Origin of the sequence: Micromonospora palomenae (genome assembly GCF_007829925.1) — a bacterium.
Classification (GTDB): domain Bacteria; phylum Actinomycetota; class Actinomycetes; order Mycobacteriales; family Micromonosporaceae; genus Micromonospora; species Micromonospora purpureochromogenes.
The window spans coordinates 1,138,769-1,162,910 of sequence record NZ_VIXA01000001.1 but is presented as its reverse complement, the minus strand read 5'-3'; the positions used below and the strand labels follow the sequence as shown (position 1 = coordinate 1,162,910).

Sequence of the window (24,142 nt, the reverse complement as noted above, 5' to 3'; positions counted from 1 at the left end):
TAGTCCATCGAGCCGCCCCGATCGGTTCGGCTCAGAGCACCTTCGGCGGGGTGTTGCCGGCCGCGAGGATGGCCCGGCGGATCGGCACGGCGGCCAGCAGCGCGAAGCCCAGCACGAAGAAGATCAGCAGGGAGACCAGGCCCACCCGGTAGGAGGCGGTGAGCTGGAACACCAGCCCGAAGGCGAGCGGCCCGAGCCAGCTGGTGCCCTTGTCGCTGATCTCGTAGAAGCCGTAGTACTCGCCCTCCTTGCCGGTGGGGATGAGCTGGCTGAACAGTGACCGGCTCAGCGCCTGGCTGCCGCCGAGGACCAGACCGATCGCCCCGCCGAGCGCCATGAACGGCAGCGGCGACTCGGCGGGCAGCCGGAACGCGGCGATGATCACGCCGATCCACAGCACCAGGGACAGCAGCACCGTCTTCCACGCGCCGATGCGCCGGGCCAGCGCGCCCAGGGCGAGCGCCCCGCCGAAGGCGAGGAACTGCACCAGCAGGATCGTCACGATCAGGGTGCTCTGCTCCAGCTTCAGCTCCTCGGTGCCGTACTGGCTGGCGAGGGTGATCACGGTCTGGATGCCGTCGTTGTAGACCAGGAAGGCGAGCAGGAAGAACAGCGTCAGCGGGTACGCCTTGACCTCGCGCAGGGTGCGGCCGAGCTGCCGGAAGCCGTCGGTGAGCACGTTGCCGCCGCCGGCCAGCGCCGCGGCGGTGGGGTGTTCGCGCAGCCAGCGCAGCGGCACCAGGGTGAACACCGCCCACCACACGCCGGCGGACACGATGGACCAGCGGGCCAGGTCCAGGGTGCGCTGCGGGTTGCCCTCCTCGCTGAGCACGGTCACCGCGACCAGGTTCAGCGCGAGCAGCAGCCCGCCGCCGAGGTAGCCGATGGCCCAGCCCCGGCTGGAGATGGCGTCGCGTTCGTCCGGGCCGCCGAGCTGCGGCAGGAACGAGTTGTAGACGACCACGGCCGCGCCGAAGGCGATGTTGGCGATGAGGAACAGCGCGCCGCCGAGCAGGTACCGCTCGCCGGTGACGAAGGCCATCGCGATGGTGGCCCCCGCGCCGGTGAACGCCGCGCCGGCGAGCAGCCGCTTCTTGTGCGTCGACCGGTCGGCGATCGCCCCGATGACCGGCAGCACGAAGACGGTGAGGAACACCGACAGCGAGATCAGGTACGGGTAGTAGGAGCCGGCGGCGACCCGGATGCCCAGCGGGTGCACGTACCCCTCGCAGCTGTCCGCGCCGAGTTCGCAGCCGGCGGCCAGCTCGGTGACGGTGGTGAGGAACGGGCCGAGGAAGACCGTGATGACGGTGGTCTGGAACGCCGAGTTGGCCCAGTCGTAGAGGTACCAGCCGCGGCGTTCGCGGCGGGTGCTCGCCGGCGGTGGGTCCTGCACCGCGGGGGTGACGGTCTCGGCCATGGGGTTCCTCGGTGTTCAGGCGGCCCAGTGGCCGCGGCTGCGGTAGACGTCGCGCAGCACGCCGACGTGATCGGTCATGATGCCATCCACCCCAAGATCAAGTAAGTCGTGCATCTCGGCAGGTTCGTCGATCGTCCAGACGTGCACCTGCAGCCCCAACCGGTGGCAGTAGGCGAGGAACCGCCGGTCCACCACCGGCACCCGCCCGTAGCGCGGCGGCACCTGGGCGGCCACCACCGACGGCGGCAGCCGCAGCCGCCACCCGTGCAGCGACGCCACCCGCAGCCGGGCCACCCCGCGCATGCCGAGGCTGGTCGCGATCCGACCCTCGGTCAGCGCCCGCAGCCGGATCAGCCGGGCGTCGCTGAACGAGGCCAGCAGCACCCGGCCGGCCGCGCCCGCCCGGGTCACCGTCTCGACCGTCGGCGTCACCCCGCCGTCGGACTTCACGTCGATGTTGAACCGCACCCGCGGCCACGCGGCCAGCACCTCGTCGAGCCGGGGTACGACCGCCGCCCCGCCGACGCGTACCGACGCCAGGTCCGCCCAGCGCAGGTCGGCGATGCGTCCCCGCTCGCCGGTGACCCGTTCCAGGGTGGCGTCGTGGAAGACCACGGCCACCCCGTCGGCGGTGCCGTGCACGTCGGTCTCGACGTACCGGTAGCCGAGGCCGACGGCCCGGGCGAACGCCTCGACGGTGTTCTCGTCGCCCTCGGCGGCCCCGCCGCGGTGGGCGAAGGCCAGCGGCGCGGGCGCGTCGAGGTAGCCGGATCGGGTCAGCACGCAGCGCAGTATGCCTCGCCCCGGTGGCCCGCGGACGACCGGCCGGCGAGCACCCCGTGTCGCCGGTCCGGCCACCCGGTACGGTGCCCTGCGACGTCGCGGCGCGCCCGCCGCGACCGGCGTGAGGCGGGGGAGACGCGTGCGGCCCAGCATCCTGTTCGTCACCGACCTGGCCTACCCGGCGCAGGGCCGCCGCTACGGCGACGAGGACGTCTTCCTGACCTCCCGGCTGCGCGAGGACTTCGACCTGGCGCTGTGCCATCCCCGCGACGCCGCCGCCCTGATGGACCGCTTCGACGCGGTGGTGGTCCGCAACAGCGGCCCGGTCCTGGCCTACCGGGAGGCGTACCAGGCGTTCCGCGCCGCCGCGCTGGCCGGGGGCGTGCGGGTGTACAACCCGCTGACCGGCCGGGGCGACATGGCGGGCAAGCGGTACCTGGTGGAGCTGACCGCCGCCGGCGAGCCGGTGATCCCGACCGTCGACCGGCTCGCCGACGTCGACCGGCTGCCGCCGACCGACGAGTACGTGGTCAAGCCGGTCGCCGGGGCGGACTCCGTCGGCCTGCGGTTCGTCGCGCGCGACCGGCTCGCCGAGGCGGTCGACGGGCAGTCGCTGATCCAGCCGCGGGTGCCCTTCCGGTACGAGGTGTCCTTCTACTTCGTCGACGACGCCTTCCAGTACGCCCTGCACGCCCCCGACCCGCGACGGCGCTGGGACCTGGCCCCGTACGCGCCGACCGGGGCGGACCTGGACTTCGCCCGCCGCTTCGTGCGCTGGAACACCCTCGCCCACGGCGTGCAGCGGGTGGACGCCTGCCGCACCGTCGACGGGGCGCTGCTGCTGGTGGAGCTGGAGGACCTCAACCCGTACCTGTCGCTGGACCTGGTCTCCGCCGACGTGCGGGACGGGTTCGTGGCGGCGCTGAGCGCCTCGCTGCGCCGCTTCCTGGCCGCCGGCTAGGGCGGGTCAGCGCAGCCAGCCGGAGGTCAGGTCGGTGACCGCCGTCCCGGCGAGGTCGGCCAGTTTCACCCGGACGAACTCCCGCGCCGTCGTGGAGGTCTGCGTGCGTGGCGACGGGGTCGGGCCGGTGACGGCCGCGACGACGACGGCGGCGGCGTCCGCCGGGGACTGCGCCGCCGCGAAAACCCTGGAGCTGCGGTCGAGGTACGTCCGCAGCGCCGGCCCGTACACCCCGGCCCGCTCGATGGCCCGGTCCCGGTCGACGCCGACGTTGGCGACGAACTCGCTGGCCACCGCGCCCGGTTCGATCACGGCGACGGTCACCCCGACGCCCGCCGCGACCGGCGCCAGGGACTCCATGAACCCCTCCACCGCGAACTTCGCCGCGCAGTACGCCTCGTTGAACGGCTGACCGACCACCCCGCCGACGCTGGTGACGGTCACCAGCCGACCCCGACAGGCCCGCAGGTGCGGCAGCGCGGCCCGGCTGACGTGCAGCACCCCGAAGAAGTTGACCTCCATGACGGCCCGTACGTCGTCGACGGTCTCCTGTTCCAGGGTGCCGACGTGCCCGGCTCCGGCGTTGTTGACCACGGCGTCGAGCCGCCCGTACGCGGCCACGGTCTCGGCCACGGCGGCGGCGGCCGCGTCGGCGTCGGTGACGTCGAGCCGGCGTACGTCGATCAGGTCGGCGACCCCGGCGGCGTCGGCGGCTTCGCGCAGCCGGTCGGCGCGACCCGGGTCGCGCATGGTGGCCACGGTGCGCCAGCCGGCGCGCGCGCAGCCCAGCGCGATCTCCAGCCCGATCCCGGTGGAGGTGCCGGTGACCAGCACCGTCTGCTCGCTCATGTCTGCCCTGCCTCTCCTGGTGGAACCCTGCGGGCAGGGTCTCACCGTTCGGGGCCGCGCGAGGGCAACTCCGGGTTGCCCGGCGCGGGGAGCGGACACTAGGGTCGATGTCGTGACTGCCGGGTCGGCCATGGGCCACGAGCGGACAGGGCACCCGGCCGGCGCGTGAGCCCCGGGTGGGCCCGAGGCCCGCCACGCGTGTGCTCCGCCCGTCGCCCTCGCCGCGACGGCTCCGCGATCCGCACCCACCACGGCTCGGGCCGTCGGTGCTGTCTGCTGCGCGTGCCGTCCGTCGACGTCCGCGTTCCCCGCTCTCTTCGCACCCACCGCGCCGCCGCGCGGCGCGCCCATCTGCCCGGAGTAGCCACACCGCATGCCGAACGACGTCAACACCCAGGTCATCGAGGAGTTCCGCGCCAACGCCGGCCGTGTCGGCGGCTGGTTCGAGGGCGCCCGACTGCTGTTGCTCACCACCAGCGGGGCGCGTACCGGCGCCCCGCACACCACCCCGCTGGGCTATCTGCCCGACGGCGACCGGGTCCTGGTGATCGCCTCCGCCGGGGGCGCGCCGCGGCACCCGCAGTGGTTCCGCAACCTGGTGGCCGACCCGCTGGTCACCGTGGAGGACGGGGTCTTCACCTACCGGGCCCGCGCCGAGGTGCTCCCCGACGCCGACCGGGACCGCGCCTTCGCCCGGGCCGCCGAGGCCGACCCGGGGTGGGCCGACTACCAGGACCGGGCGGGCCGTCGGCTGCCGGTGGTGGCGCTGGAGCCGCTGCCCGGCCCGCCGAGCCCGCCGCCCGGCCCCCCGGGCGCGGCGCTGATCGCCGTGCACGACGCGTTTCGCCACGAACTCGCCCTGATCCGGCAGGAGGTGGCGGCGGCAGGGCCGACGATCGGCGCGCAGCTGCGGGTGAACTGCCTGACCCTCTGCGAGGGGCTGCACGGGCACCACCAGCGCGAGGACGGGGGCCTCTTCGCCTGGCTGGCCAACGAGCGGCCGGATCTCGCCCCGGTGCTCGACCGCCTCGCCGCCGAGCACCGGGCGATGGCGGCGTTGCTGGACGAGTTGCGTGCCGTCCTGGCCACTCCCGCCGCCGACCGCGACGCGCTGGGCCAGGAGGTGGACCGCCTGACCGACCAGGTGCAGGCGCACCTGGCGTACGAGGAGGAGCAGCTGGTGCCGATCCTGAACGCCGCCGTCGGGTGACGTCGTCGCCGCCCGGCGGGGTCAGCCCGGCGGGCGGCGGCGGTGGGCGCGGCTGGTGTCGACGGGGCGGCCCGGGTCGACGTGGCGGGGGCGGTCCGGCTCGTCGAGGCGCAGCGGCACCAGGGTGTCGGTGATCGCGTCGATGATCCGGTCGGTGCCCCGGCGGGCGGCGCCGGGCGCGCCGTGGGCCAGGTCGTGCAGGTCCAGCGGGTCGCCGAAGCGCACCCGGATCACCGGTCGGCGCAGCAGCGACCGGGCGATGCCGGGCAGCATGCCCTGCGGCGTCCGGTAGGGCAGCACCTCGTGCGAGCCCCACTGGGCGACGGGAATGATCGGGGCGCCGCAGGCCAGGGCGAGCCGGGCGGCGCCGGTCTTGCCGCGTTCGGGCCACAGGCCCGGGTCCAGGCCGATGCGGCCCTCCGGGTAGACCAGCACCACCGAGCCGCGCGCCACCGCCACGGCGGCGTCGTCGAGGGCCCGGTGCACCCCGGCGGTGCCCCGGTCGACGCGCAGGTGCCCGGAGTGGCGCATCAGGGCCCCGATCACCGGGGCGCGGAAGAGCCCGCCGGTGGCCATGATCCGCGGGGCGACGCCGCGCACCTGGCAGGCCGCGGCGAGGACGACCGGGTCGAACGGGCTGATGTGGTTGGCGGCCAGGATCAGCGGGCCGCGGCGCAGCGCGGCCGGCACGTCGCCGCTGACCTCCAGCCGGGCCAGCAGGGCGACGAGGAGGCGGGCGAAGACCTGCGCGGCACGCCAGAACCGTGGCGGGCGCCAGGTGGCGGTCGGGGTGTCCATCAGTGCTGGATGGTCGCACGCCGGTGGGTGACGGTGGGCACCGATCCCGGGCCCTGCGGCAGAGGTGATCAGGGTCATTGGTCCCGGGGCGGGTCGGGACCCCCGGCCCTGCCCCAATCTCTACGACGCGCAGTAGTATTTACTACGTCTCGTAGTATGAACAGCTGGGGGTTACTGGTGGACGCGTTGGACGTCGCCCGCTGGCAGTTCGGTGTCACCACCGTCTACCACTTCCTATTCGTGCCGCTGACCATCGGCCTGTCGGTGCTGGTGGCCATCCTCCAGACGCTGTGGCACCGCACCGGCAACGAGCGCTACCTCAAGCTCACCAAGTTCTACGGCAAGCTCTTCCTGATCAACTTCGCGATGGGCGTGGTCACCGGCATCGTGCAGGAGTTCCAGTTCGGCATGAACTGGAGCGACTACTCCCGCTTCGTCGGCGACATCTTCGGCGCCCCCCTCGCGATCGAGGCGCTGGTCGCGTTCTTCCTGGAGTCGACCTTCATCGGCCTGTGGATCTTCGGCTGGGACCGGCTGCCCAAGCGGGCACACCTGGCCAGCATCTGGATCGCCGCGATCGGCACCAACCTCAGCGCCTACTTCATCCTCGCCGCGAACTCGTTCATGCAGAACCCGGTCGGCTACCGGATCAACCCCGACACCGGCCGCGCCGAACTCACCGACTTCGTCGCCGTGCTCACCAACAAGGTCGCGCTGATCACCTTCCCGCACACCCTGGCCGGCTCGTTCCTGGTCGCCGGCTCGCTGGTGGTCACCGTCGGGCTGTGGCACATGATGCGCAACCGCGACAGCGCCGACACCGGGGCGTACCGGTTCGCCACGAAGTTCGGCTCGTGGGTGGTGCTGGTCTCCGCCACCCTGGTCGTGATCACCGGCGACATCCAGGGCAAGATCATGACGCAGGTGCAGCCGATGAAGATGGCCGCCGCCGAGGGCCTCTACACCACCGAGAGCCCCGCCTCGTTCTCCGTGCTCACCGTCGGCAGCCTCGACGGCAGCCGCGAGCTCTTCGCCATCAAGATCCCGTACCTGCTGTCGTACCTGGGCACCGGCGACCCCAACGGCACCGTGCACGGCATCAACGACCTGCAGGCCCAGTACGCCAGCCAGTACGGCGCCGGCAGCTACACCCCGATCATCCCGGTCACCTACTGGAGCTTCCGCTTCATGATCGCCTTCGGGTTGGCCGCCGCCGCGATCGCCCTGCTGGTGCTCTGGTCGCAGCGCAAGGGCCGCACCCCCACCAGCCGCTGGCTGCTGCGCGCCGGCCTGGTCATGCCGGTGCTGCCCCTGCTCGCCAACTCCTTCGGCTGGATCTTCACCGAGATGGGCCGCCAGCCCTGGATCGTCTTCGGCGAGATGCTCACCCGCGACGGCGTGTCCCGCAGCGTCTCGCTGACCGAGGTGCTCACCTCGTTCACCGCCTTCACCCTGATCTACGCCACCCTCGCCGTCATCGAGTTCAAGCTGCTCGTCCGCTACGCCCGCGCCGGGGTGCCCGACCTCACCCCCGATCCCGCGATCGACGACAGCCGCGACGACGCCGAGCGCCCGCTCGCCTTCGCCTACTGACCCGGAGCCCACCGTGGAACTGACGACCGTCTGGTTTCTCCTCGTCGCCGTGCTCTTCACCGGCTACTTCATCCTCGAAGGCTTCGACTTCGGCGTCGGCATGCTGCTGCCCGTCCTCGGCCGCGACGACCGGGAACGCCGCGTCCTGATCAACACCATCGGCCCGGTCTGGGACGGCAACGAGGTCTGGCTGATCACCGCCGGCGGCGCCATGTTCGCCGCCTTCCCCGAGTGGTACGCCACCCTCTTCTCCGGCTTCTACCTGCCGCTGCTGCTGATCCTGCTCGCCCTGATCGCCCGGGGCGTGGCCTTCGAGTACCGGCACAAGCGCCCCGAGGCGTCCTGGAAGCGCCGCTGGGACACGGCGATCTTCGTCGGCTCCGTCGTACCGGCGGTGCTGTGGGGTGTCGCCTTCGCCAACATCCTGCGCGGCGTGCCGCTGGACGCCGACCACGAGTACGTCGGCGGCCTGGTCGACCTGCTGCACCCGTACGCGCTGCTCGGCGGGGTGACCACCGCGGCGCTGTTCCTCACCCACGGCGCGGTGTTCCTCGCCCTGAAGACCACCGGCGAGATCCGGCAGCGGGCCGGCGCGCTCGCCGTGCGCCTGGGCGTGGGCACCGCGGTCGCCGCGGTGGGGTTCCTGACCTGGACGCTGAGCATCCGCTCCAGCACCGCGGCCGTCGTGTTCGCCGTCGGCGCGGCCCTGGCCCTGCTCGGCGCGCTCGCCGCCGCCCGGGTGCGCCGGGAGGGCTGGGCGTTCACCGGCACCGCCGTGGCGATCGGCCTGGCCGTGGCGACCCTGTTCGCGGCGCTGTTCCCGAACGTGCTGCCCTCCACCCTGGACGCCGCCGGCACGCTCACCGCCACCAACGCCGCCTCCACCCCCTACACCCTCAAGATCATGACCTGGGTGGCGGTGGTCTTCACCCCGATCGTGCTGGCCTACCAGGGTTGGACGTACTGGGTGTTCCGCAAGCGGATCGGGGTAGTGAACATCCCGCAGCACTGAGAACCTGCGGGGGCGCGGGACGCGGGGCCGGGCGAGGGGGTCGCACCGGCCCCGCGGGCTGTTCCCCGCCGGAAAATCCGCCCACCCTCAAGATCCGCGCCGCTATGGTGGGCCGATGGCCAGCCCCCCGCACGTGCGTGAGCTCACCGTCGACGACCTCACCGACGCCTGGCACCTCGGTCGGCGCGCCTTCGGCTCCGACCCGCAACCGGCGCCGCACGCCACCGTCGCGGTGCCCGGCCTGACCCGCTACGGCGCCTTCGACGACACCGGCCGGCTCCTCGGCAAGGCCGTCGACCTGCACCACGAGCAGTGGTGGTCCGGGCGGGCCGTGCCCGCCGCCGACGTAGCCGGGGTCGCCGTCGCCCCCGAGGCCCGCGGCCGTGGCGTGGCCCGCGCCCTGCTCACCGGCCTGCTGCGCGGCGCCCACGACCGCGGCGCCGCCGTCAGCGCGCTGTTCCCCACCGTCACCGCCCCCTACCGCGCCTGCGGCTGGGACGTCGCCGGGGTGATGCGCACCGTCGACGTGCCCACGGTGGCGCTGCCCCGGCACCGCCCGGCCCCGCACCTGAACGTCCGCGCGGGCACGCCCGACGACATGCCGGCCGTCGTCGCCCTCTACGAACGCCTCGCCCGGGACCGGCGCGGGCTGCTCACCCGCCGCGGTGACCTCTTCGACCCGCACACCACCGCCGACACCCTGCCCTTCGACGGACTCACCCTCGTCGAGGACGACGGGCACCTGGTCGGCTACGCCAGCTGGGACCGCGGCCGCGGCTACGGCGACGACGCCGTGCTCACCGTCCACGACGTCCTGGCCACCACCGCCGACGCCGCCCGGGAACTCGTCGGCGTCCTCGCCAGCTGGCACAGCGTCACCCCGACCGTGCGGCTGCGCCTGCTCGACGGCGACGCCGTCAGCGCCCACCTGCCGCTGGAAGCCGTCCGCGAACACGAGCAGGAACCGTGGATGCACCGGCCCGTCGACGTCACCCGCGCCATCGCCGCCCGGGGCTGGCCCGCCCACACCCGCGGCACCGTCGAGTTCACCCTCACCGACGGGCTCGCCGAGTGGAACACCGGCACCTGGCGACTGGTGGTCGCCGACGGCGCCGCCGAGCTCACCCGCGTCACCGCCGAGGTCGACCTGCACCTGTCCGTACGCGGCTTCGCCCTGCTCTACAGCGGCGCCAGCACCGCCGCGTCCGTCGCCGACGCCGGCCTGCTGCACGCCACCGGCACCGACCCGCGCGCGCTGGACCTGCTGGCCGCCGGGGGAGCGGCGCACCTGCTCGACTACTTTTGAGCCCGACGGGCATCCCGGACGGCGCGAACGACGGCCGGGCCGCCCGCTGGGGGTGGCCCGGCCGCCGTGGTGTGGCGTCAGTGCGCGTGGTGGTAGGCGTGGACGACCGCGTGGCCCTTGCCGCGCGAGATCAGCCACCGGTTGACCGGGGTGGTCAGCACGAACGCCACCAGCAGCGCGAACGCCAGCGACGCCCAGAACACCCAGCTGGTCAGCCCCGCCTCCATGGCGCCGGGCACGGCGAGCATCACCGCGTTGTCGAGGATCTCCATCACCGCGATCGACACGGTGTCGGCGGCCAGCGCCACCTTCAGCGCGGTCCGCCCGTCCACGCCGGCGCGCAGCACGCCGCGCATGGTCAGCGCGTAGCCGAAGACGAACGCCAACGCGACCGCGAGGACGACGGTGGGCAGGGCGGACCAGCCCAGCGCCGTGCCGATGACCATCCCGAGCACCTCGCCGATCGCGCAGCCGGTCAGGCAGTGCAGGGTGGCCTGCGCGGCCATCGTCCATGACGTCGCCGCCGCCGCTGAGGCGGGCGGGTGGTGGCCGTGGCCGGCGGCGGCGGGCGGGTGGTGATGGGTTGCGTGGTCCATGACGGGACCTCCCTTCGATGCCACCGACCATACCCCCCAGGGGTATCAGTGGGAAGGGTCGGGTGAGTGAGCCCGGTGACAACACCACCGCTCGGCGACCGGCGGCCCTCGCCGCCTACTACCGGCGGCGCCGCACCCTCGCCGATGTGGGCCAGGATGCGGCGCGCCGCCGGTACCGGTCAGCGCGCCTCGCGCAACTCCGCCAGCCGTGCCTCGATCTCCGCCAGCTCCGCGCGCAGCTTCTCCGCCTGCTGCTCCGCCTCGGCCCGCTCCGCGGCCATGATCTGCTCCACCGCCTCGTGCACCCCGGGCACGTCGACCAGCGCCACCATCTTCAGCGCCTCCGCCGGCTTCACCACGTACGGCTTCGCCAGCGCCTTGGCGCCCTGCTGCGCCGCCACCGTCCACTCGCCGTCGGCGTACGCCAGGGTCACCGTCAGGCCCGCCGGGCCCTTCGGCTTCGCCGCCTTCACCGCCCGCCGGGCCGGCTTCGCCTCCACCTGCTGCTCCACCTTCGACTCCTCCCGACGCGGCGCCGGCACCCGGTCCAACACGAACTCCGGCTCCGCCGGCGCGGCCGGCGGCTGCTCCATCTGCGGCTCCGGCTTCGGCTCGGCCACCTTCCGCCCCGTGCCCCGGGGCGCCACCGCCACGTCGGCGGGGGAGAAGGGCAACTCGTCGCGGCCGAAGCGCACCACCACGAACTCCTCGGACACCTCGGGGTCGGTCAGCTCGACCACCTGGCCCACCTGCCCGGCGATCTGCCCCGCCGACGCCGTGAACACCACCTTGGGCTTCCGTCCGGCGGCCAACGCCTCCCGGATGCCGTGCACCTCGTCCTCGGACAAACCCTGGCCCGCCATGACAGCCCTCTTCCGTACATGTGTTTGACAGCTGTCTTGATACCAGCCGGCCCCGACAACCGGAAGATCAACCCCCCAGCGCGCGCAACGCCCCGTCCGCGTGCTCGTTCATCCCCAACTCGTTGTGGATCACCGCGAGCACCCGCCGGTCCGGTCCGATCACGAACGTCATCCGGCGCATGCTCAACGGCCCCAACGGCAACCGCCGCCGTACCCCGAATTGCTGCGCCACCACACCGTCGACATCCGACAGCAGCGGATAGTCGAACCCGTGCCGCCGGGCGAACTCCGCCTGCTTCTCCACCGGATCGCGGCTGATGCCCACCCGCTGCGCGCCCACCGCCGCGAACTCCGCCGCCAGATCCCGGAAGTGGCAGCTCTCCGCCGTGCAGCCCCGCGTCATCGCCGCCGGGTAGAAGAACAGCACCACCGGCCCCGCCGCGACCAGCTCCGACAGCCGCCGCGGCGTACCCGTCTGGTCGGGCAGCTCGAAATCCTCCACCAGGTCACCGACACCCACACCCACCGCGCACCTCCACCGATCGACCGACGACGCGCGGTGAGCCTAAGCGATCAGCCCCACACCCCGGCCACGTCGGCGGCAACCGCCTCGGCCTGCGCGAACCCCGCCCGCGCCGCGGCCGCCCGCCGCGCCGGATCCAGCACGTTGCGGCCGATCGCCGCCCGCGCCGCCCGATTCGGTGACACCACCGCCACCCGCGCCACCGACCGCAACGCCGCCACCTGCGCCGACAACCGCGGCATCGGCCCGAACCCCGACGTCACCGGCGCCAGCACCACCACCCGCTCCGCGCCCGCCGCCAGATCCGCGTTCACCACCGACCGCACCCCACCGTCGACGTACCGGCGATCCCCGATCGTCACCGGCGGCCACACCCCCGGCACCGCGCAGCTGGCCCCCACCGCGTCCACCAGCGACACCCCACTGGCCGCGTTGAACACCACGAACTCACCCGAGGTCGCGTCGACCGCCGTGACCAGCAACCGCCGCGCCGGCCACTGCCGCGCCGGCAACCGGGCCTCGATCACCGCCCGCCGCGACGCCTCCGACGGGGTACGCGCCGCCACCGCCATCGCCCCCACCCGCGCCCGGGCCCGCACCGCGTCCCGGGTACGACCACCCGCCCACACCAGCCGCGCCACCGCCGGCCACCCGAACCGCGCCGCCACCTCACCCGTCGGCGCCGCCAACTGCGCCTCGTACGACTCGCGCACCGGCCGCCCCGAACACAACTGCGCGCCCACCACCGACCCGGCCGACGTCCCCACCACCAGGTCCGCGTCCGCCAGCACCACCCCCCGCTGCGCCAGCCCCGCCAGCAGCCCCCACTCCCAGGCCACCCCGGTCACCCCGCCGCCACCCAGCACCAACGCCCGCGTCATGTGTGACCACCCTCTCCGTGACCGGCCCGTGCCCGAAACGGTAGCGTCGCCACCACACGGGGGCAGGGGAGCGGTCCATTGAATCCGGTCACGGTCATCACCGGCGGCAGCCGCGGCATCGGCGCCGCCGTCGCCCGCCGCCTCGCCCACGACGGCCACCACATCGCCATCGGCTACCGACGCGACCACGACGCCGCCGCCGCGGTGCTGGCCGACGTCCGCGCCCTCGGCCGCCAGGCCGTCGCCGTACCCGCCGACACCACCGACCCCGACCAGGTCGCCGGGCTCTTCGACGCCGCCGCCGACCTCGGCCCGCTCACCGGCCTGGTCAACAACGCCGGCGTCACCAGCCCCATCGGAGCCTTCACCGACCTGCGCCCCGACGACCTGCGCCACGTCGTCGACGTCAACCTCATCGGCTACGTCCTCTGCGCGCAGCAGGCCGCCCGCCGCCTCGACACCGGCGGCGCCATCGTCAACATCTCCTCCGCCGCCGCCACCCTCGGCAGCCCGGGGGAGTACATCCACTACGCCGCCGTCAAGGCCGCCACCGACACCCTCACCATCGGCCTGGCCAAGGAACTCGCCCCGCAGGGCATCCGGGTCAACGCCGTCGCCCCCGGCCTCATCCGCACCGACATCCACGCCCTGTCCGGCATGCCGGACCGCCCCGACCGCAACGCCGGCCGGGTGCCGATGGGCCGACCCGGCGAACCCGACGAGGTCGCCGGCGCCGTCGCCTGGCTGCTCGGCCCCGACGCCTCGTACACCACCGGCGCGGTGCTGCGGGTCGCCGGCGGCATGTGAGCCGAGCCCCGGAGCGACGTTCCCGGGCTTCGACGGTGCGGCGGTGTGCCGACGTCGAGTGCGGAAGGCATGCTGCCTCCTCTCCGAAGGAGGGGGAGGGGTAAAGCCGATTCGTGCCCCCACGCACGCTGCGCCCACACCCACGCGGCGTCCGACGGTCCATCCGCTGAGCCGAACGGCCACCCGGGACCAGTGCCTTCACCCTCATCCCGGGCCGCTGAGCGCCCGTCGTTGACTTAGGCAGGCATATGCCTGCATGATGGCCGGGTGAGTACCGACGCGAGCGGGATGGACTCGGCCTTCAAGGCACTGGCCGACCCCACCCGACGGCTCCTGCTCGACCGGCTGCGGGAGCAGAACGGCCAGACGCTGCGCGAGCTGTGCGAACACCTCGACATGGCACGCCAGTCAGCGACGCAGCACCTGGACATCCTGCAGCGGGCCAACCTCGTCACCGTCGTCCGACGCGGACGCGAACGACTGCACTACCTCAACCCCACCCCGATCCACGAAATCGAGCAGCGGTGGATCTCCTCGTTCGACAAACCCCGCCTGCAAGCGATCAGCGCCATCAAGAACCAGGCAGAGGAGTACGCCATGACCACCGAACCCACACCCGTGCCGACCTACGTCTACACCACCTACATCCGCGCCAGCGCCGAGCAGGTGTGGCAGGCCCTGACCGACGCAGACCTGACGGCGCGCTACTGGGGGCACGCCAACGTCTCGGACTGGCAGCCGGGCTCGGCCTGGGAGCACCGACGCGTCGACGGCTCAGGCGCCGTTGACGTCGTCGGTCAAGTGCTCAAGGTCGACCCCCCGACCCGCCTCGTCATCACCTTCGACGACGCCCCGGACGCCGAGGCGCCACGAGAACCGTCGGTCGTCACCTTTCTGGTCGAACCGCACCACGACATCGTCCGCCTCACCGTGACCCACGAGAACCTCGCCAACCTGGAGATGCTCGGCGGGATCTCCCGCGGCTGGCCGGCTGTGCTGGCGAACCTCAAGTCGCTGCTCGAGACCGGCGACGTCCTCCCACAGGCGCCGTGGGAGATGTCCCCGGCGCACACCTGAGCCGGCAGCCCAGCCACGCCAAGTAAGGAGACACATGGACACCACGCCGCTCCGGGACGCCTACCGCGCGCTGCTGGACGCCGCGGCGACAGTCGCCGGCTCCGGCGGTACGAGCCCCGTACCGCCGGCCGGCGAGTGGAACGCCGACCAGATCCTGGCGCACGTCGCCCTCGTCAACGCCGCCACCATCGCCGCCGCCTCCGCCGTCGCGGCGGGAGCGAACACGACGTACGACAACCGCATGGCGCTCGACACCTGGACCATCGAGCGCGTCATCACCCTCGCCCGCGGCAACGCAGGGCTCCGCGAGCGCATCCGCTGCCAAGGGGACGCCCTCTGCGCACTCGGCGGGCCGGGGCTGAGCGAGGCCGAACTCGACACCCCGGTGCCCACCCTGCTGCTGTCCAACGGCACCGTCCTGGTCGATCAGCCCCTACCGCTGAGGGACCTCATCGCCGGGCTCGCCGACGTGGAACTCCCCGGCCACACGCAACAGCTCCTGGCCCTCCTGCCGGCCGGCGTCGGGGCCGACGTCACGACGTAACATTCCCGCCGGACAGCCCAGCCACCGACCGGCGTCACGCCAACCCTCTGTCGCTCGTGACGGTGCGGCTGTCACCGGTGGCCGGGCGATCAGACGAGCTGTGGCGCGCGAGACTCGTGGGTCGGTTCGAGCGAGATGTGCGTGGACAGCGCGCGGAGGAAGTCGGGCGCGTCGAAGATCTGGCCGGCGGAGGCGACGCCGCTCGTCCTCGTTTGACCGCCGAGAATGCGACGGACCGCTTCGACCGCCAGCGGTGCGCTGATGGCGTAGATGTCCTGGCCGCTGGCGACGACCCGTCGCTGCGTGTCACCGGAGCGCACGATGACGTCGACGGTGAACGTCTGCGCGGACCGGCCGAGCTCGTCGACAGCGGTGGGTGCGGGTGTGCCCGGAGCGGCCAGGTCCCGGGCTGCGTCGGTGGTCATGTACGTGCGCACCTCGGGGATGGACAGGTGGCTGGGGACGGTGACGACGTCGGCCATCGTGAACTCGCCGAGGACGCTCCGGCGGCCCACCGGAGCGGGAAAGTCCCACTCCATCCTCGGCAGGTCGCGCTCGTCGACGTAGTACTCCAGCCGGCTACCGGTGTAGCGGACACGCTGGCCAGCGCGCCGTTCCCGCGAGACGGTGCCGGAGACGAGGGTCCCGGCCGTGGGGTGCCAACTGCTCAGCCCGTACGCGACGTGCGCCTCGTCGGCCGCCGTCCAGTCGCCCATCGCCGTCGTGACCAGCAGATCGCCGAGTCCGCCGAAGAAGGCCATCGCCGGGACCACCGCGACGCCCGCGGTCCGCGCGCGGTCGGTGAAGTGCGTGAACGTGTCGAGGTTCGCCTCGATCTCGGCCGCCACATCCACGTACGGGACCCCGGTGCGCAGGGCGGCCTCGATCACGGGGCCCGCGGTCGAGGCGAACGGGCCGGCGCAGTTGATGACGGCGGCTGCGCCCTTCAATGCGCGGTCGAGCGAGGCTGGATCGTCGACCGACGCCACCCGGTACTCGAGCCCCGGATGCGACGCCGCCAGCGCCTCGAGCTTGCCCGCGTCGCGGCCGAGGAGAAGCGGGACGAACCCGCGGTCGCGCAACTCCGTCACCACGAACCGCCCGGTGTGTCCGTACGCACCGAACACCGCCACCATCTGACTCGAACCCATCTGCAGTTCCCCTCAAAAGATCGACTGAGAAGATCCTCTCAGCGCGGCCACCCCCGCAGTAGTGTCTGGAACGCCATGCCCCATACAATTCCGGACATGGCCACTGTCGCGCTCGCCGCCACCGACGCGATGCTGCACTTCGAGCTCGCCATGGCCTGCGAAGTCTTCGTCCGCGACCCCTCCGGCCTGGCAGACCCGTGGTACGACCTCGTGGTCTGCGGCCCGGGCCCGGTCCGGATCGGCCGATTCCACATGGAACCCGACGACGGGTTGGACCGACTCGCCCGCGCCGACACCGTGATCATCCCGGCCGTGGAAGACATCGACGCCGACGTGCCACCCGACCTGCTCGACGCCGTCCGCGCGGCCCACGAGGCGGGCGCTCGGCTGGTCTCGCTGTGCACCGGCGCGTTCGTGCTGGCCGCCGCCGGGGTGCTGGACGGGCTGCGCGCGACCACCCACTGGGCCCACACCGAGGCGCTGGCCGCCCGCTATCCCCGGGTGAAGGTCGACCCGGACGTGCTCTACGTCGACAACGGCAACGTGCTCGCCTCGGCCGGCAAAGCCGCCGCGATCGACCTGTGCCTGCACCTGATCCGCCGCGACCACGGCTCGACGGTCGCCAACGCCGTCGCCCGCCGCCTGGTCGTGCCGCCGCATCGCGCCGGCGGCCAGGCCCAGTTCGTCACCACCCCGGTGCCCGCCCGCGACGACCATCCCCTTGCCAACCTGTTCCCCTGGGCGATGGAACGGCTCAACCGTCCGCTGACCGTGGAGGACCTGGCTCGCCAGGCGAACATGAGCTCGCGCAACCTGGCCCGCCACTTCAGGTCGGCGACAGGCACCACCCCGCTGCAGTGGCTGTCGACGCAGCGGATCCGCCGGGCCCAGGAGCTGCTGGAGAACACCGACAACAGCATCGACGTCATCGCCGAGGCGGCTGGCATGGGAACCGCCACGACGTTGCGCCGACACTTCCACCGCACCGTCGGTGTACCTCCGGACGCCTACCGTCGCACCTTCCGCAGCGCCGGGCCATCGTCACGATCGTGATCACCGTCCGGTCGGCGGCCTGACAGGGGGAGCGGTGCTCTCCTGCGCATTCACCCGGGTGGGAGCGGTGAGAACCCTGTGTGGACGGTGCCGACTCGCGGTCATGCTCCGGCGCATGGTGGGAGCTCGGTCTGTCTTCCGGCCGAACTCGTCGCAGAAGCACTGCGCGGTCTGCGATCTCTGACGACATGGCCACTCGGCGCCAGAACCGTGAAGGCAGCTCGACCCGACGCCGGCCAGGTCACTGCCACTGTGTGTCCTGATTCGATAATGTACATTATGTCAAGTAGTACTGGTGGGGGCCTCCTCCGGTAGGGCGGGCGGTGCTGTCGTAGGCCGTGGCGTCCCATGATCGGGTAGCAATTTCCGACGGGACACGCCGATGTGGCAGTCGGAAATTGCTATCCGATCATGAGAGCGGCAAAGGTCGGCCGGCTCAGCCCCGACGGAGAACCCCGGCATGTGCGCACGCGTCCACCAATGAGGGTCGCGTTGGGCGCGACATCATCGGCACTGCGCGTGCAGTGCGGCGGTGAGCCGAGCTGGTGTCCCCGAGTGCGCCACCCCCTTGGCTGGGACGGCCGCCTTGCGTCCGTGGTCATGCGCGGCTCCACCTCGGCCCGCCTTGCCTCGCAAGCTGCTCGCCGGTTACCGCGCCACCCGAGGGCCATCCGGTGCGCATCTCCCTGCGCCTGCGCCGCTCCCCTCTCTTCGCGGGCTAGCCGCAAACGCGAAAAGCCTGCATAATATGCCTTATGCATCATAAACAGGACGAATCGGTAGGGCAGCTCATCGAGGAGTTCCTGACAGCGCGGGCCACCCGCAAGCCCTCCCCCCACACGCTGGAGGCGTACCGGCGGGACCTGCGGGCGGTCGCCGCCCTGGTCGAGGGCGCCACTCCCCTCCCCCTCGACCAGGTGATGATCTCGGACCTCTCCCCCCGCGTCATGCGTGCCGCGTTCGCCCGGTTCGCTGCTCCCCGGGCGGCGTCCTCGGTGCACCGCGCCTGGTCCAGTTGGAACAGCTTCTTCACGTTCCTGGTGGCCGAGGGGGTGGTGGCCGGCAACCCGATGCCGGCGGTGGGCCGGCCGCGCGCCGCGCTCCCCCAGCCCAAGCCGTTGCGGGGCGAGGACACCCCGGAGGAGTTGCTCGCCTCGGTCGCTCGGGAGGACGGTCGGCAGCGGGACCCGTGGCCGGAGCGGGACGTGGCGGTGCTGGCGCTGGCGCTCTGCGCCGGGCTGCGCCTGTCTGAGCTGCTGGCGCTGCGGGTGTCGTCGCTGACCGGGCGGGCCGGCGAGCGGCGGGTCGACGTGGCCGGCAAGGGCGGCCGGCCGCGGGTGGTACCGGTCGAGCCGGAGCTGGACCGGGTGCTGGCGGCCTACCTGGACAGTCGGGCGCGGCGGTTCGGGTCGCGCAGCGTACGGCCGGATTCGCCGTTGCTGGTGGACCGGCGGGGTGAGCCGCTGCGCCGGGGTGGGCTGCAGTACCTGGTGGACTCCTGCTATCGGCGGGCGGGCATCGGTGACCGGGTGCCGCGCGGCGCGCGGCTGCACGCGTTGCGGCACACGTTCGCGACGCGGTTGGCCGAGGACGGGGCGAGCGCCGCGGAGATCATGCGGTTGCTGGGGCACGCGTCGTTGGCGTCGTCGCAGACGTACATCGAGGTGACGGCGGGTCAGCAGCGGGCGGCGGTGCGGTCGAACCGCACCAACCGCGCGCTGGCGGGGCTGGTGCCGCTGTCGTTCGATCCCGCGGGTTGACCGGGGCGTCGGGTCACAGGCCGGTGCAGGGGGTGCCGTCGATCGTGCAGCCTTCGGGTGCCTTGGTGCGCGGGTCCGGGTTGCGGACGTCGAAGGTGATGGTCTGCGACTGCCCGGCCGGCACGGGTGCGCCGGTGAAGGTGACGGCCTGACCGTCCTGCTGCCAGTTGGCCCCCTGGGCGTTGGTGACGGTGCCGCCCTCGGCCAGGGTGACGACGAGGGTCCAGCTCTTCGCCGCCGGGCCGTCCGGGTTGTCGAGCACCACCTGGCCGGAGTAGCCGAAGATTCGGGTGGCGGTGGTCTCGTAGCGGGCGGTCATGGCGGCGGCGCTCGGGGCGGCGGAGGTGGGTGTGCGCGACGGGGTGGCCGTGGGCGTCCGGCTGGGGCGCGCGGTGCTGCGAGCGGCGGCGGCGGACGAGGGCCGGGAGCTGCGGGTGGTCCGGGGCGCGGCGTTGTCGCTGGTGGCGCCGGCGGTGGGTGGTGGGGGCAGCGGGGCCGGTGCGGCGGTCTGGTCCGCGTCGCCGGGCAGCAGGGCCCAGAGGGCCGCGCCGGTGGCGAGGGTCGCCGCGGTGACCGCCGCGGCGATCGCCAGCCGGCGTCGGCGGTCGGCCGGTGCGGGTACGCGGCCGGACAGGACGATGGCGGGCAGCTCGGCGGTCGGCGGGTCCTCGCCGCGGCGCAGGTCGACCTGCTGGAAGGCGAGCCAGTCGAGGATGGCGGGGAGCCGTCCGGTCAGGGTCTGCTGGTAGTACCGCTCGCGGTGGTCGCGGTCCTCGGCGGGCCAGGTGCCGTGTTCCATGGTTTCCTCAACCGACAGTCGGCAGCCGTCGGCGGTGCGGGTGATGGTGCAGGTGAGCTGGGTGCGGCGGTCGCCTTCCTGGCACTGCAGGACGAGCAGCTCGGGTGCCCGCTGGTCGGTCACCTCGGCGTCGACGGCGGCGTGGAAGCCGGGCAGCCCCGCGGTGTGCAGCAGCAGCCGTTGCGGTGCCTGGGCGACCGTCTCGGTCTCGGTGAACCAGCGGCTGAGCAGCTGCGGGTTGGTCAATGCCTGCCAGACCCGGTCGCTGGGGTGCGACAGGTCGACCTGGGCGCTGATCTCGATCACGGCGAGACTGTACGGGTTGTGGTGGGTGGCCGCTGGGCGGGTGCCCGTCCTGACAGGATCGCCGGCGTACGGGTGGGTGCGGCGCGGGCGGATCTGGGGGTGGTGTCGGCGGTGGACCGGCGGCGGGCGGACGCGGTGCTGGCCTGGCTGCCCGGGTGGTGGGCGGTGGCGGATGCGATCCGCGCGGGCGGTGTGGCAGGCTGAGGGTGGACGCGACTGGCGGCACGGGGATGGGTGAACCATCGGGGAGCTCGTCGCGGGGGTCGACCGCCTGGGCCTCCGCGGACGAGGTGAGCCATGTCTGTTTCCGTTTCCCCGACGACTGCGACGGCCCGGCTGCTGCCCGGTAAGCCGGTGGCGGAGAAGATCCTGACCGAGGTCGCCGAGCAGGTGGCGGCGTTGCGCGCGGCGGGGGTGACGCCGGCGTTGGCGACGGTGCTGGTGGGTGACGACGACGCGAGCGCCGGGTACATCCGGATCAAGCAGCGGCAGGCGGCGGAGTTGGGTTTCGCGTCGCCGCACGTGCACCTGCCGGCGTCGGCCTCGCAGCAGGATCTGCACCGGGTGCTGGCGGATTTCAACGCCGACGCGGGGGTGCACGGGGTGCTGGTGCAGCATCCGATCCCCGGTCATCTGGACTACGACCGGGCGTTGGACGTCCTCGACCCGGACAAGGACGTCGACGGCATGCATCCGGTGAACATGGGCCGGTTGGCGTTGGGTCTGCCGGGGCCGTTGCCGTGTACGCCGGCGGGGATCGAGGCGTTGCTGGCGTACCACGGGGTGCCGGTGTCGGGTCGTGAGGTGGTGATCCTGGGTCGGGGGGCGACGCTGGGGCGGCCGTTGGCGATGCTGCTGGCGCAGAAGCGGCCGACGGCGAACGCGGCGGTGACGGTGGTGCACACCGGGGTGGCGGACTGGCCGCGGTACACGCGGCGGGCGGAGATCCTGGTGGCCGCGGCGGGGGTGCCGGGGATCGTGCGGCCGGAGCATGTGCGTCCGGGTGCGGTGGTCGTCGGTGGTGGGGTGCGCTACGAGGGGCGGCGGTTGCTGCCGGACGTGGACGAGTCGTGTGCCGAGGTGGCGGGGGCGATCACGCCGCGGGTCGGCGGGGTGGGTCCGACGACGGTGGCGATGTTGTTCCGCAACGCGGTGCGGGCGGCGCAGCGGGCCGTCGGGCAGGGCTGAGGCTGCGCGGCCGGGGCGGGGTCGGGTCGCCGCCGGGTCAGCCGAGGTCGACGACGAGGGGCCGGTGGTCGGAGATCGTCGACAGCGGTGTGTCGACGGCGGTGACCGGGGGCAGCCGGTCCAGGCCGTGCCGGTCGGCGAGGATGTGGTCGAGTTGCACGCGGGGCGCGGCGGCCGGGTAGGTGGGGCGGCGGCCCAGCGGCCGCCAGCCGCTGAGCAGCCGGGCGGCGCCGGCGGGCAGGTTGAGGTCGCCGAGCAGGATCCGCGGGGCGGGCAGGGTGCGCAGCGCGCGTACGACGCGGCGCAGCTGGTGGGCGTTCCAGCCGGGGACGAACGACAGGTGGGTGGCGGCGACGGTGAGCGGCCCGTGCGGGGTGTCGAGGATCGCGGCGAGCACGACGCGGGGTTCGTCGCGCAGCAGGACGAGGCCGCCGCCGGGGCCGGGTACGTAGATCGGGGACCGTACCGGGGCGGGGCGCAGCCGGGTGACCTGCCAGGAGCGGACGGGGTGTCGGCTGACCAGGCCGACGCCGTAGCAGGGTTCGCCGTGGCCGTCGTCGTCGTGGCGCAGGGGGCGGAACTGTTCGCCGGGGGTGCCGACGACGGCGGCGGCGAAGCGGTGTTCGGGGGCGTCGAGGGCGCGGGCGGCGATGGCGGTGAGGTCGAGGTTGCCGCTGCGGGACTGGTCCCGGTCGACCTCCTGCAGGGCGAGGATGTCGGCGTCGAGGGTCTGCACCGCGGCGGTGAGCCGGTCGGGGTCGACCAGGCCGTCGGTCAGGGAGCGGCCGTGCAGCAGGTTGAACGTCGCCAGGCGCACTCCTGCACCCTACGTCGCCGTGGCACAGTTGCCCGATGGTCAAGGCGTTGCTGTGTTCGATGCTGGTGTTCGTGGCGGTGGCCGCGGTGGGGCTGTGGTTGCGCCGCCGGCGCGGTCGGTGAGGGGGTCGCCGGCCGGTGAGGTCGGCCACAGGGTGACGCGGCGGGTCGGGGCGGGTGGGCAGAATGGCCGGCCGTGGATCCCCTGTCGCTGACCACCCTGCTCGCCGCGGCCGCGATGGCCGGTTGGGTCGACGCGGTCGTCGGTGGTGGCGGTCTGCTGCTGCTGCCGGCGCTGCTGGTGGCCGCGCCGGGGGTGCCGGTGGCGACGGCGTTGGGCACGAACAAGCTGGCCGCGATCTTCGGTACGTCGACGGCGGCGGTGACGTACGCCCGGCGTACGAAGATCGACTGGATGGTGGCGGGGCCGTCGGCGGGGCTGGCGGTGTGCTGCGCGGGTGTCGGGGCGGCGCTGGCGGGCGCGGTGCCGGCGGGGGCGTACCGGCCGGTGGTGCTGGCGGTGCTGGTGTCGGTGGCGTTGTTCGTGGTGTTCCGGCCCCGGTTGGGGGTGGTGGCGGTGCCGGCGCGGCGGACCCGGCTGCGGGTGGTCGCGGCGGTGGCGGTGGCCGGGGTGGGCATCGCCCTGTACGACGGTCTGATCGGCCCGGGTACGGGCACGTTCCTGGTGGTGGCGTTCACGGCGCTGGTGGGCGCGGACTTCGTGCACGGTTCGGCAATGGCGAAGGTGGTCAACGCGGGCACGAACCTGGGCGCGCTGGTGGTGTTCGCGGCCACCGGTCACGTGTGGTGGCTGCTGGGCGCGGCGATGGCGGTGTGCAACGTCGCCGGGGCGGCGGTGGGGGCGCGGATGGCGTTGCGCCGGGGCGCCGGGTTCGTGCGGATCGTGCTGCTGGTGGTGGTGTTGGCGCTGGTGGCGAAGCTCGGCTACGACCAGTGGCGGGCGGGTTGAGCGCCGTGACGGGAGGCTGACCCGATGCCGGTACGGGCCGAACACGACCGCGCCGCCCTGGCCGCGCTGCTGCGCCGCGATCCGGTGCTGCACGCCTACCAGCTGGGCGACCTGGACGACTTCTTCTGGCCGTACACGTCGTGGTTTCGTCGTGGCGACCAGGTGGCGCTGCTCTACCACGGGGTGACCCCGCCGGTGCTGCTCGCCTTCGCCGGGCCCGACGGCCGGCCGGAGCTGGCGGCGCTGCTGGCCGACCTGGCGCCGATGCTGCCCGCCCGCCTGTACGCGCACCTGTCCCCCGGCCTGGCGGAGGTGCTGGGCGGCTGGTTCGCCTTCGACCCGGCCGGGGCGCACCTGCGGATGGCGCTGACCGACCCGGCCCGGCTGGCCACGGTCACCCCGGCGGGCGAGGTGCTCGGTGAGGCCGACCTGCCGGCCCTGCGCGCGCTCTACGAGGTGGCGTATCCGGGCAACTGGTTCGATCCGCGGATGCTCGCCACCGGCCAGTACGTGGGGATCCGGCAGGCGGGTGAGCTGGTCGCGGTGGCCGGGGTGCACGTCTGGTCGCCCACCTACCGGGTGGCCGCGCTGGGCAACGTCACCACCCATCCCCGGGTACGCGGGCAGGGCCTGGCCGCCGCAGTGGTCGCCGCGCTGTGCGGGCGGCTGCGCGCCCACGTCGACCACGTCGCCCTCAACGTCAGGGCCGACAACGTCGCCGCCGTGCGGCTCTACCGACGGCTCGGCTTCACTCGGGTCGCCGAATACGGCGAGTACACGCTGACTGCGGCGACAGACAGCATGTCCAGCCGCCACGCCGGGTCAATAACCCGACCCTGACCTGGACCTGTGTCGGACGGGCCGGTGCCCCTCGGA

Annotated in this window: 24 protein-coding genes and 1 riboswitch; of the genes, 13 read left to right on the top strand and 11 right to left on the bottom strand. The window is 73.3% G+C overall.

The annotated features are described in order from the left end of the window. Window positions 1-31 precede the first annotated feature (31 nt). Window positions 32-1,420, bottom strand: a complete 1,389-nt coding sequence (locus FHX75_RS05260; RefSeq protein WP_154936917.1) for an MFS transporter — start codon at window positions 1,418-1,420, stop codon at window positions 32-34. Window positions 1,421-1,435: 15 nt separating this feature from the next. Further along, window positions 1,436-2,203, bottom strand: a complete 768-nt coding sequence (locus FHX75_RS05255; protein ID WP_154936916.1) for a glycerophosphodiester phosphodiesterase family protein — start codon at window positions 2,201-2,203, stop codon at window positions 1,436-1,438. A 139-nt stretch (window positions 2,204-2,342) separates the two neighbouring features. On the opposite strand from FHX75_RS05255, the gene FHX75_RS05250 reads away from it, so the two are divergent. Further along, the gene (locus tag FHX75_RS05250; protein ID WP_154936915.1) at window positions 2,343-3,164 is read left to right on the top strand and encodes an ATP-grasp domain-containing protein; all 822 of its coding nucleotides are present in this window, start codon (window positions 2,343-2,345) and stop codon (window positions 3,162-3,164) included. 6 nt (window positions 3,165-3,170) lie between these two features. Here the strand turns inward: FHX75_RS05250 and FHX75_RS05245 are convergent, their stop codons facing one another. Continuing rightward, window positions 3,171-4,013, bottom strand: coding sequence for an SDR family NAD(P)-dependent oxidoreductase (locus FHX75_RS05245; RefSeq protein WP_154936914.1), 843 nt, complete (start codon window positions 4,011-4,013; stop codon window positions 3,171-3,173). Window positions 4,014-4,386: 373 nt separating this feature from the next. Here FHX75_RS05245 and FHX75_RS05240 point away from each other — a divergent pair, with 373 nt between their 5' ends. Beyond that, window positions 4,387-5,223: a nitroreductase/quinone reductase family protein gene (locus tag FHX75_RS05240; RefSeq protein ID WP_154936913.1), complete on the top strand. Its 837-nt coding sequence runs from the start codon at window positions 4,387-4,389 to the stop codon at window positions 5,221-5,223. 21 nt (window positions 5,224-5,244) lie between these two features. Here FHX75_RS05240 and FHX75_RS05235 read toward each other — a convergent pair whose 3' ends face one another. Then, entirely contained in the window at window positions 5,245-6,021 is a 777-nt protein-coding gene (locus FHX75_RS05235; RefSeq protein WP_154936912.1) for a lysophospholipid acyltransferase family protein, read from the bottom strand. 177 nt (window positions 6,022-6,198) lie between these two features. Here FHX75_RS05235 and FHX75_RS05230 point away from each other — a divergent pair, with 177 nt between their 5' ends. The 3 genes from FHX75_RS05230 to FHX75_RS05220 all read left to right on the top strand — a co-directional run bounded on the left by FHX75_RS05230 (window position 6,199) and on the right by FHX75_RS05220 (window position 9,932). Next, window positions 6,199-7,614, top strand: a complete 1,416-nt coding sequence (locus FHX75_RS05230; RefSeq protein WP_211364412.1) for a cytochrome ubiquinol oxidase subunit I — start codon at window positions 6,199-6,201, stop codon at window positions 7,612-7,614. A gap of 13 nt (window positions 7,615-7,627) precedes the next feature. Beyond that, entirely contained in the window at window positions 7,628-8,626 is a 999-nt protein-coding gene (gene cydB, locus FHX75_RS05225; protein ID WP_154936910.1) for a cytochrome d ubiquinol oxidase subunit II, read from the top strand. A 115-nt stretch (window positions 8,627-8,741) separates the two neighbouring features. Beyond that, window positions 8,742-9,932, top strand: coding sequence for a GNAT family N-acetyltransferase (locus FHX75_RS05220; protein ID WP_154936909.1), 1,191 nt, complete (start codon window positions 8,742-8,744; stop codon window positions 9,930-9,932). 77 nt (window positions 9,933-10,009) lie between these two features. Here the strand turns inward: FHX75_RS05220 and FHX75_RS05215 are convergent, their stop codons facing one another. From FHX75_RS05215 to FHX75_RS05200, 4 genes are all read right to left on the bottom strand, one after another. Then, window positions 10,010-10,528: a DUF4396 domain-containing protein gene (locus FHX75_RS05215; protein WP_154936908.1), complete on the bottom strand. Its 519-nt coding sequence runs from the start codon at window positions 10,526-10,528 to the stop codon at window positions 10,010-10,012. A 179-nt stretch (window positions 10,529-10,707) separates the two neighbouring features. Then, window positions 10,708-11,391, bottom strand: a complete 684-nt coding sequence (locus FHX75_RS05210) for a hypothetical protein (RefSeq protein WP_154936907.1) — start codon at window positions 11,389-11,391, stop codon at window positions 10,708-10,710. 67 nt (window positions 11,392-11,458) lie between these two features. Beyond that, window positions 11,459-11,917 (bottom strand): peroxiredoxin, encoded by a 459-nt coding sequence (locus FHX75_RS05205; RefSeq protein WP_154936906.1) that lies wholly within the window; start codon window positions 11,915-11,917, stop codon window positions 11,459-11,461. A gap of 47 nt (window positions 11,918-11,964) precedes the next feature. After that, the gene (locus tag FHX75_RS05200; RefSeq protein WP_154936905.1) at window positions 11,965-12,795 is read right to left on the bottom strand and encodes a patatin-like phospholipase family protein; all 831 of its coding nucleotides are present in this window, start codon (window positions 12,793-12,795) and stop codon (window positions 11,965-11,967) included. Window positions 12,796-12,873: 78 nt separating this feature from the next. Here FHX75_RS05200 and FHX75_RS05195 point away from each other — a divergent pair, with 78 nt between their 5' ends. From FHX75_RS05195 to FHX75_RS05185, 3 genes are all read left to right on the top strand, one after another. Next, window positions 12,874-13,602 (top strand): SDR family oxidoreductase, encoded by a 729-nt coding sequence (locus tag FHX75_RS05195; RefSeq protein WP_154936904.1) that lies wholly within the window; start codon window positions 12,874-12,876, stop codon window positions 13,600-13,602. A gap of 267 nt (window positions 13,603-13,869) precedes the next feature. Continuing rightward, window positions 13,870-14,679 carry an ArsR/SmtB family transcription factor gene (locus tag FHX75_RS05190; RefSeq protein ID WP_246157674.1) on the top strand — a complete coding sequence of 270 codons (810 nt, stop codon included), beginning with the start codon at window positions 13,870-13,872 and terminating at the stop codon, window positions 14,677-14,679. Window positions 14,680-14,713: 34 nt separating this feature from the next. Further along, entirely contained in the window at window positions 14,714-15,223 is a 510-nt protein-coding gene (locus FHX75_RS05185) for a hypothetical protein (RefSeq protein ID WP_211364334.1), read from the top strand. A gap of 89 nt (window positions 15,224-15,312) precedes the next feature. Here FHX75_RS05185 and FHX75_RS05180 read toward each other — a convergent pair whose 3' ends face one another. Next, entirely contained in the window at window positions 15,313-16,374 is a 1,062-nt protein-coding gene (locus tag FHX75_RS05180) for a saccharopine dehydrogenase family protein (RefSeq protein WP_154936902.1), read from the bottom strand. A gap of 96 nt (window positions 16,375-16,470) precedes the next feature. Here FHX75_RS05180 and FHX75_RS05175 point away from each other — a divergent pair, with 96 nt between their 5' ends. Together FHX75_RS05175 and FHX75_RS05170 are read left to right on the top strand one after the other, a co-directional pair. Next, on the top strand, window positions 16,471-17,427 hold the full coding sequence (locus FHX75_RS05175; protein WP_154936901.1) for a helix-turn-helix domain-containing protein: 957 nt from the start codon (window positions 16,471-16,473) through the stop codon (window positions 17,425-17,427). 755 nt (window positions 17,428-18,182) lie between these two features. Continuing rightward, a complete protein-coding gene (locus tag FHX75_RS05170; protein WP_154936900.1) occupies window positions 18,183-19,187 on the top strand; it encodes a tyrosine-type recombinase/integrase in 1,005 nt (334 codons plus the stop codon). Window positions 19,188-19,200: 13 nt separating this feature from the next. On the opposite strand, the gene FHX75_RS05165 is transcribed toward FHX75_RS05170, so the two are convergent. Further along, window positions 19,201-20,292 carry a cellulose binding domain-containing protein gene (locus tag FHX75_RS05165; RefSeq protein WP_154936899.1) on the bottom strand — a complete coding sequence of 364 codons (1,092 nt, stop codon included), beginning with the start codon at window positions 20,290-20,292 and terminating at the stop codon, window positions 19,201-19,203. Window positions 20,293-20,499: 207 nt separating this feature from the next. After that, a riboswitch (ZMP/ZTP riboswitch) is annotated at window positions 20,500-20,576 on the top strand. 13 nt (window positions 20,577-20,589) lie between these two features. Here FHX75_RS05165 and FHX75_RS05160 point away from each other — a divergent pair. Beyond that, entirely contained in the window at window positions 20,590-21,480 is an 891-nt protein-coding gene (locus FHX75_RS05160; protein WP_154936898.1) for a bifunctional 5,10-methylenetetrahydrofolate dehydrogenase/5,10-methenyltetrahydrofolate cyclohydrolase, read from the top strand. Window positions 21,481-21,517: 37 nt separating this feature from the next. On the opposite strand, the gene FHX75_RS05155 is transcribed toward FHX75_RS05160, so the two are convergent. Next, window positions 21,518-22,297: an endonuclease/exonuclease/phosphatase family protein gene (locus tag FHX75_RS05155; RefSeq protein WP_154936897.1), complete on the bottom strand. Its 780-nt coding sequence runs from the start codon at window positions 22,295-22,297 to the stop codon at window positions 21,518-21,520. Between the two features lie 195 nt (window positions 22,298-22,492). Here FHX75_RS05155 and FHX75_RS05150 point away from each other — a divergent pair, with 195 nt between their 5' ends. Beyond that, window positions 22,493-23,266, top strand: coding sequence for a sulfite exporter TauE/SafE family protein (locus tag FHX75_RS05150; protein ID WP_425463469.1), 774 nt, complete (start codon window positions 22,493-22,495; stop codon window positions 23,264-23,266). A 24-nt stretch (window positions 23,267-23,290) separates the two neighbouring features. Further along, window positions 23,291-24,106 (top strand): GNAT family N-acetyltransferase, encoded by an 816-nt coding sequence (locus tag FHX75_RS05145; RefSeq protein ID WP_154936896.1) that lies wholly within the window; start codon window positions 23,291-23,293, stop codon window positions 24,104-24,106. The last annotated feature ends 36 nt before the right edge of the window (window positions 24,107-24,142 follow it).

Bases quoted from the DNA above. Each gene is read 5' to 3' on its own strand.
- FHX75_RS05215 (WP_154936908.1), bottom strand. From the start codon at position 10,528: ATGGACCACGCAACCCATCACCACCCGCCCGCCGCCGCCGGCCACGGC.
- FHX75_RS05170 (WP_154936900.1), top strand. From the start codon at position 18,183: ATGCATCATAAACAGGACGAATCGGTAGGGCAGCTCATCGAGGAGTTC.
- FHX75_RS05240 (WP_154936913.1), top strand. From the start codon at position 4,387: ATGCCGAACGACGTCAACACCCAGGTCATCGAGGAGTTCCGCGCCAAC.
- FHX75_RS05260 (WP_154936917.1), bottom strand. From the start codon at position 1,420: ATGGCCGAGACCGTCACCCCCGCGGTGCAGGACCCACCGCCGGCGAGC.
- FHX75_RS05160 (WP_154936898.1), top strand. From the start codon at position 20,590: ATGTCTGTTTCCGTTTCCCCGACGACTGCGACGGCCCGGCTGCTGCCC.
- FHX75_RS05245 (WP_154936914.1), bottom strand. From the start codon at position 4,013: ATGAGCGAGCAGACGGTGCTGGTCACCGGCACCTCCACCGGGATCGGG.
- FHX75_RS05185 (WP_211364334.1), top strand. From the start codon at position 14,714: ATGGACACCACGCCGCTCCGGGACGCCTACCGCGCGCTGCTGGACGCC.
- FHX75_RS05235 (WP_154936912.1), bottom strand. From the start codon at position 6,021: ATGGACACCCCGACCGCCACCTGGCGCCCGCCACGGTTCTGGCGTGCC.
- FHX75_RS05180 (WP_154936902.1), bottom strand. From the start codon at position 16,374: ATGGGTTCGAGTCAGATGGTGGCGGTGTTCGGTGCGTACGGACACACC.
- FHX75_RS05210 (WP_154936907.1), bottom strand. From the start codon at position 11,391: ATGGCGGGCCAGGGTTTGTCCGAGGACGAGGTGCACGGCATCCGGGAG.
- FHX75_RS05200 (WP_154936905.1), bottom strand. From the start codon at position 12,795: ATGACGCGGGCGTTGGTGCTGGGTGGCGGCGGGGTGACCGGGGTGGCC.
- FHX75_RS05220 (WP_154936909.1), top strand. From the start codon at position 8,742: ATGGCCAGCCCCCCGCACGTGCGTGAGCTCACCGTCGACGACCTCACC.
- FHX75_RS05145 (WP_154936896.1), top strand. From the start codon at position 23,291: ATGCCGGTACGGGCCGAACACGACCGCGCCGCCCTGGCCGCGCTGCTG.
- FHX75_RS05175 (WP_154936901.1), top strand. From the start codon at position 16,471: ATGGCCACTGTCGCGCTCGCCGCCACCGACGCGATGCTGCACTTCGAG.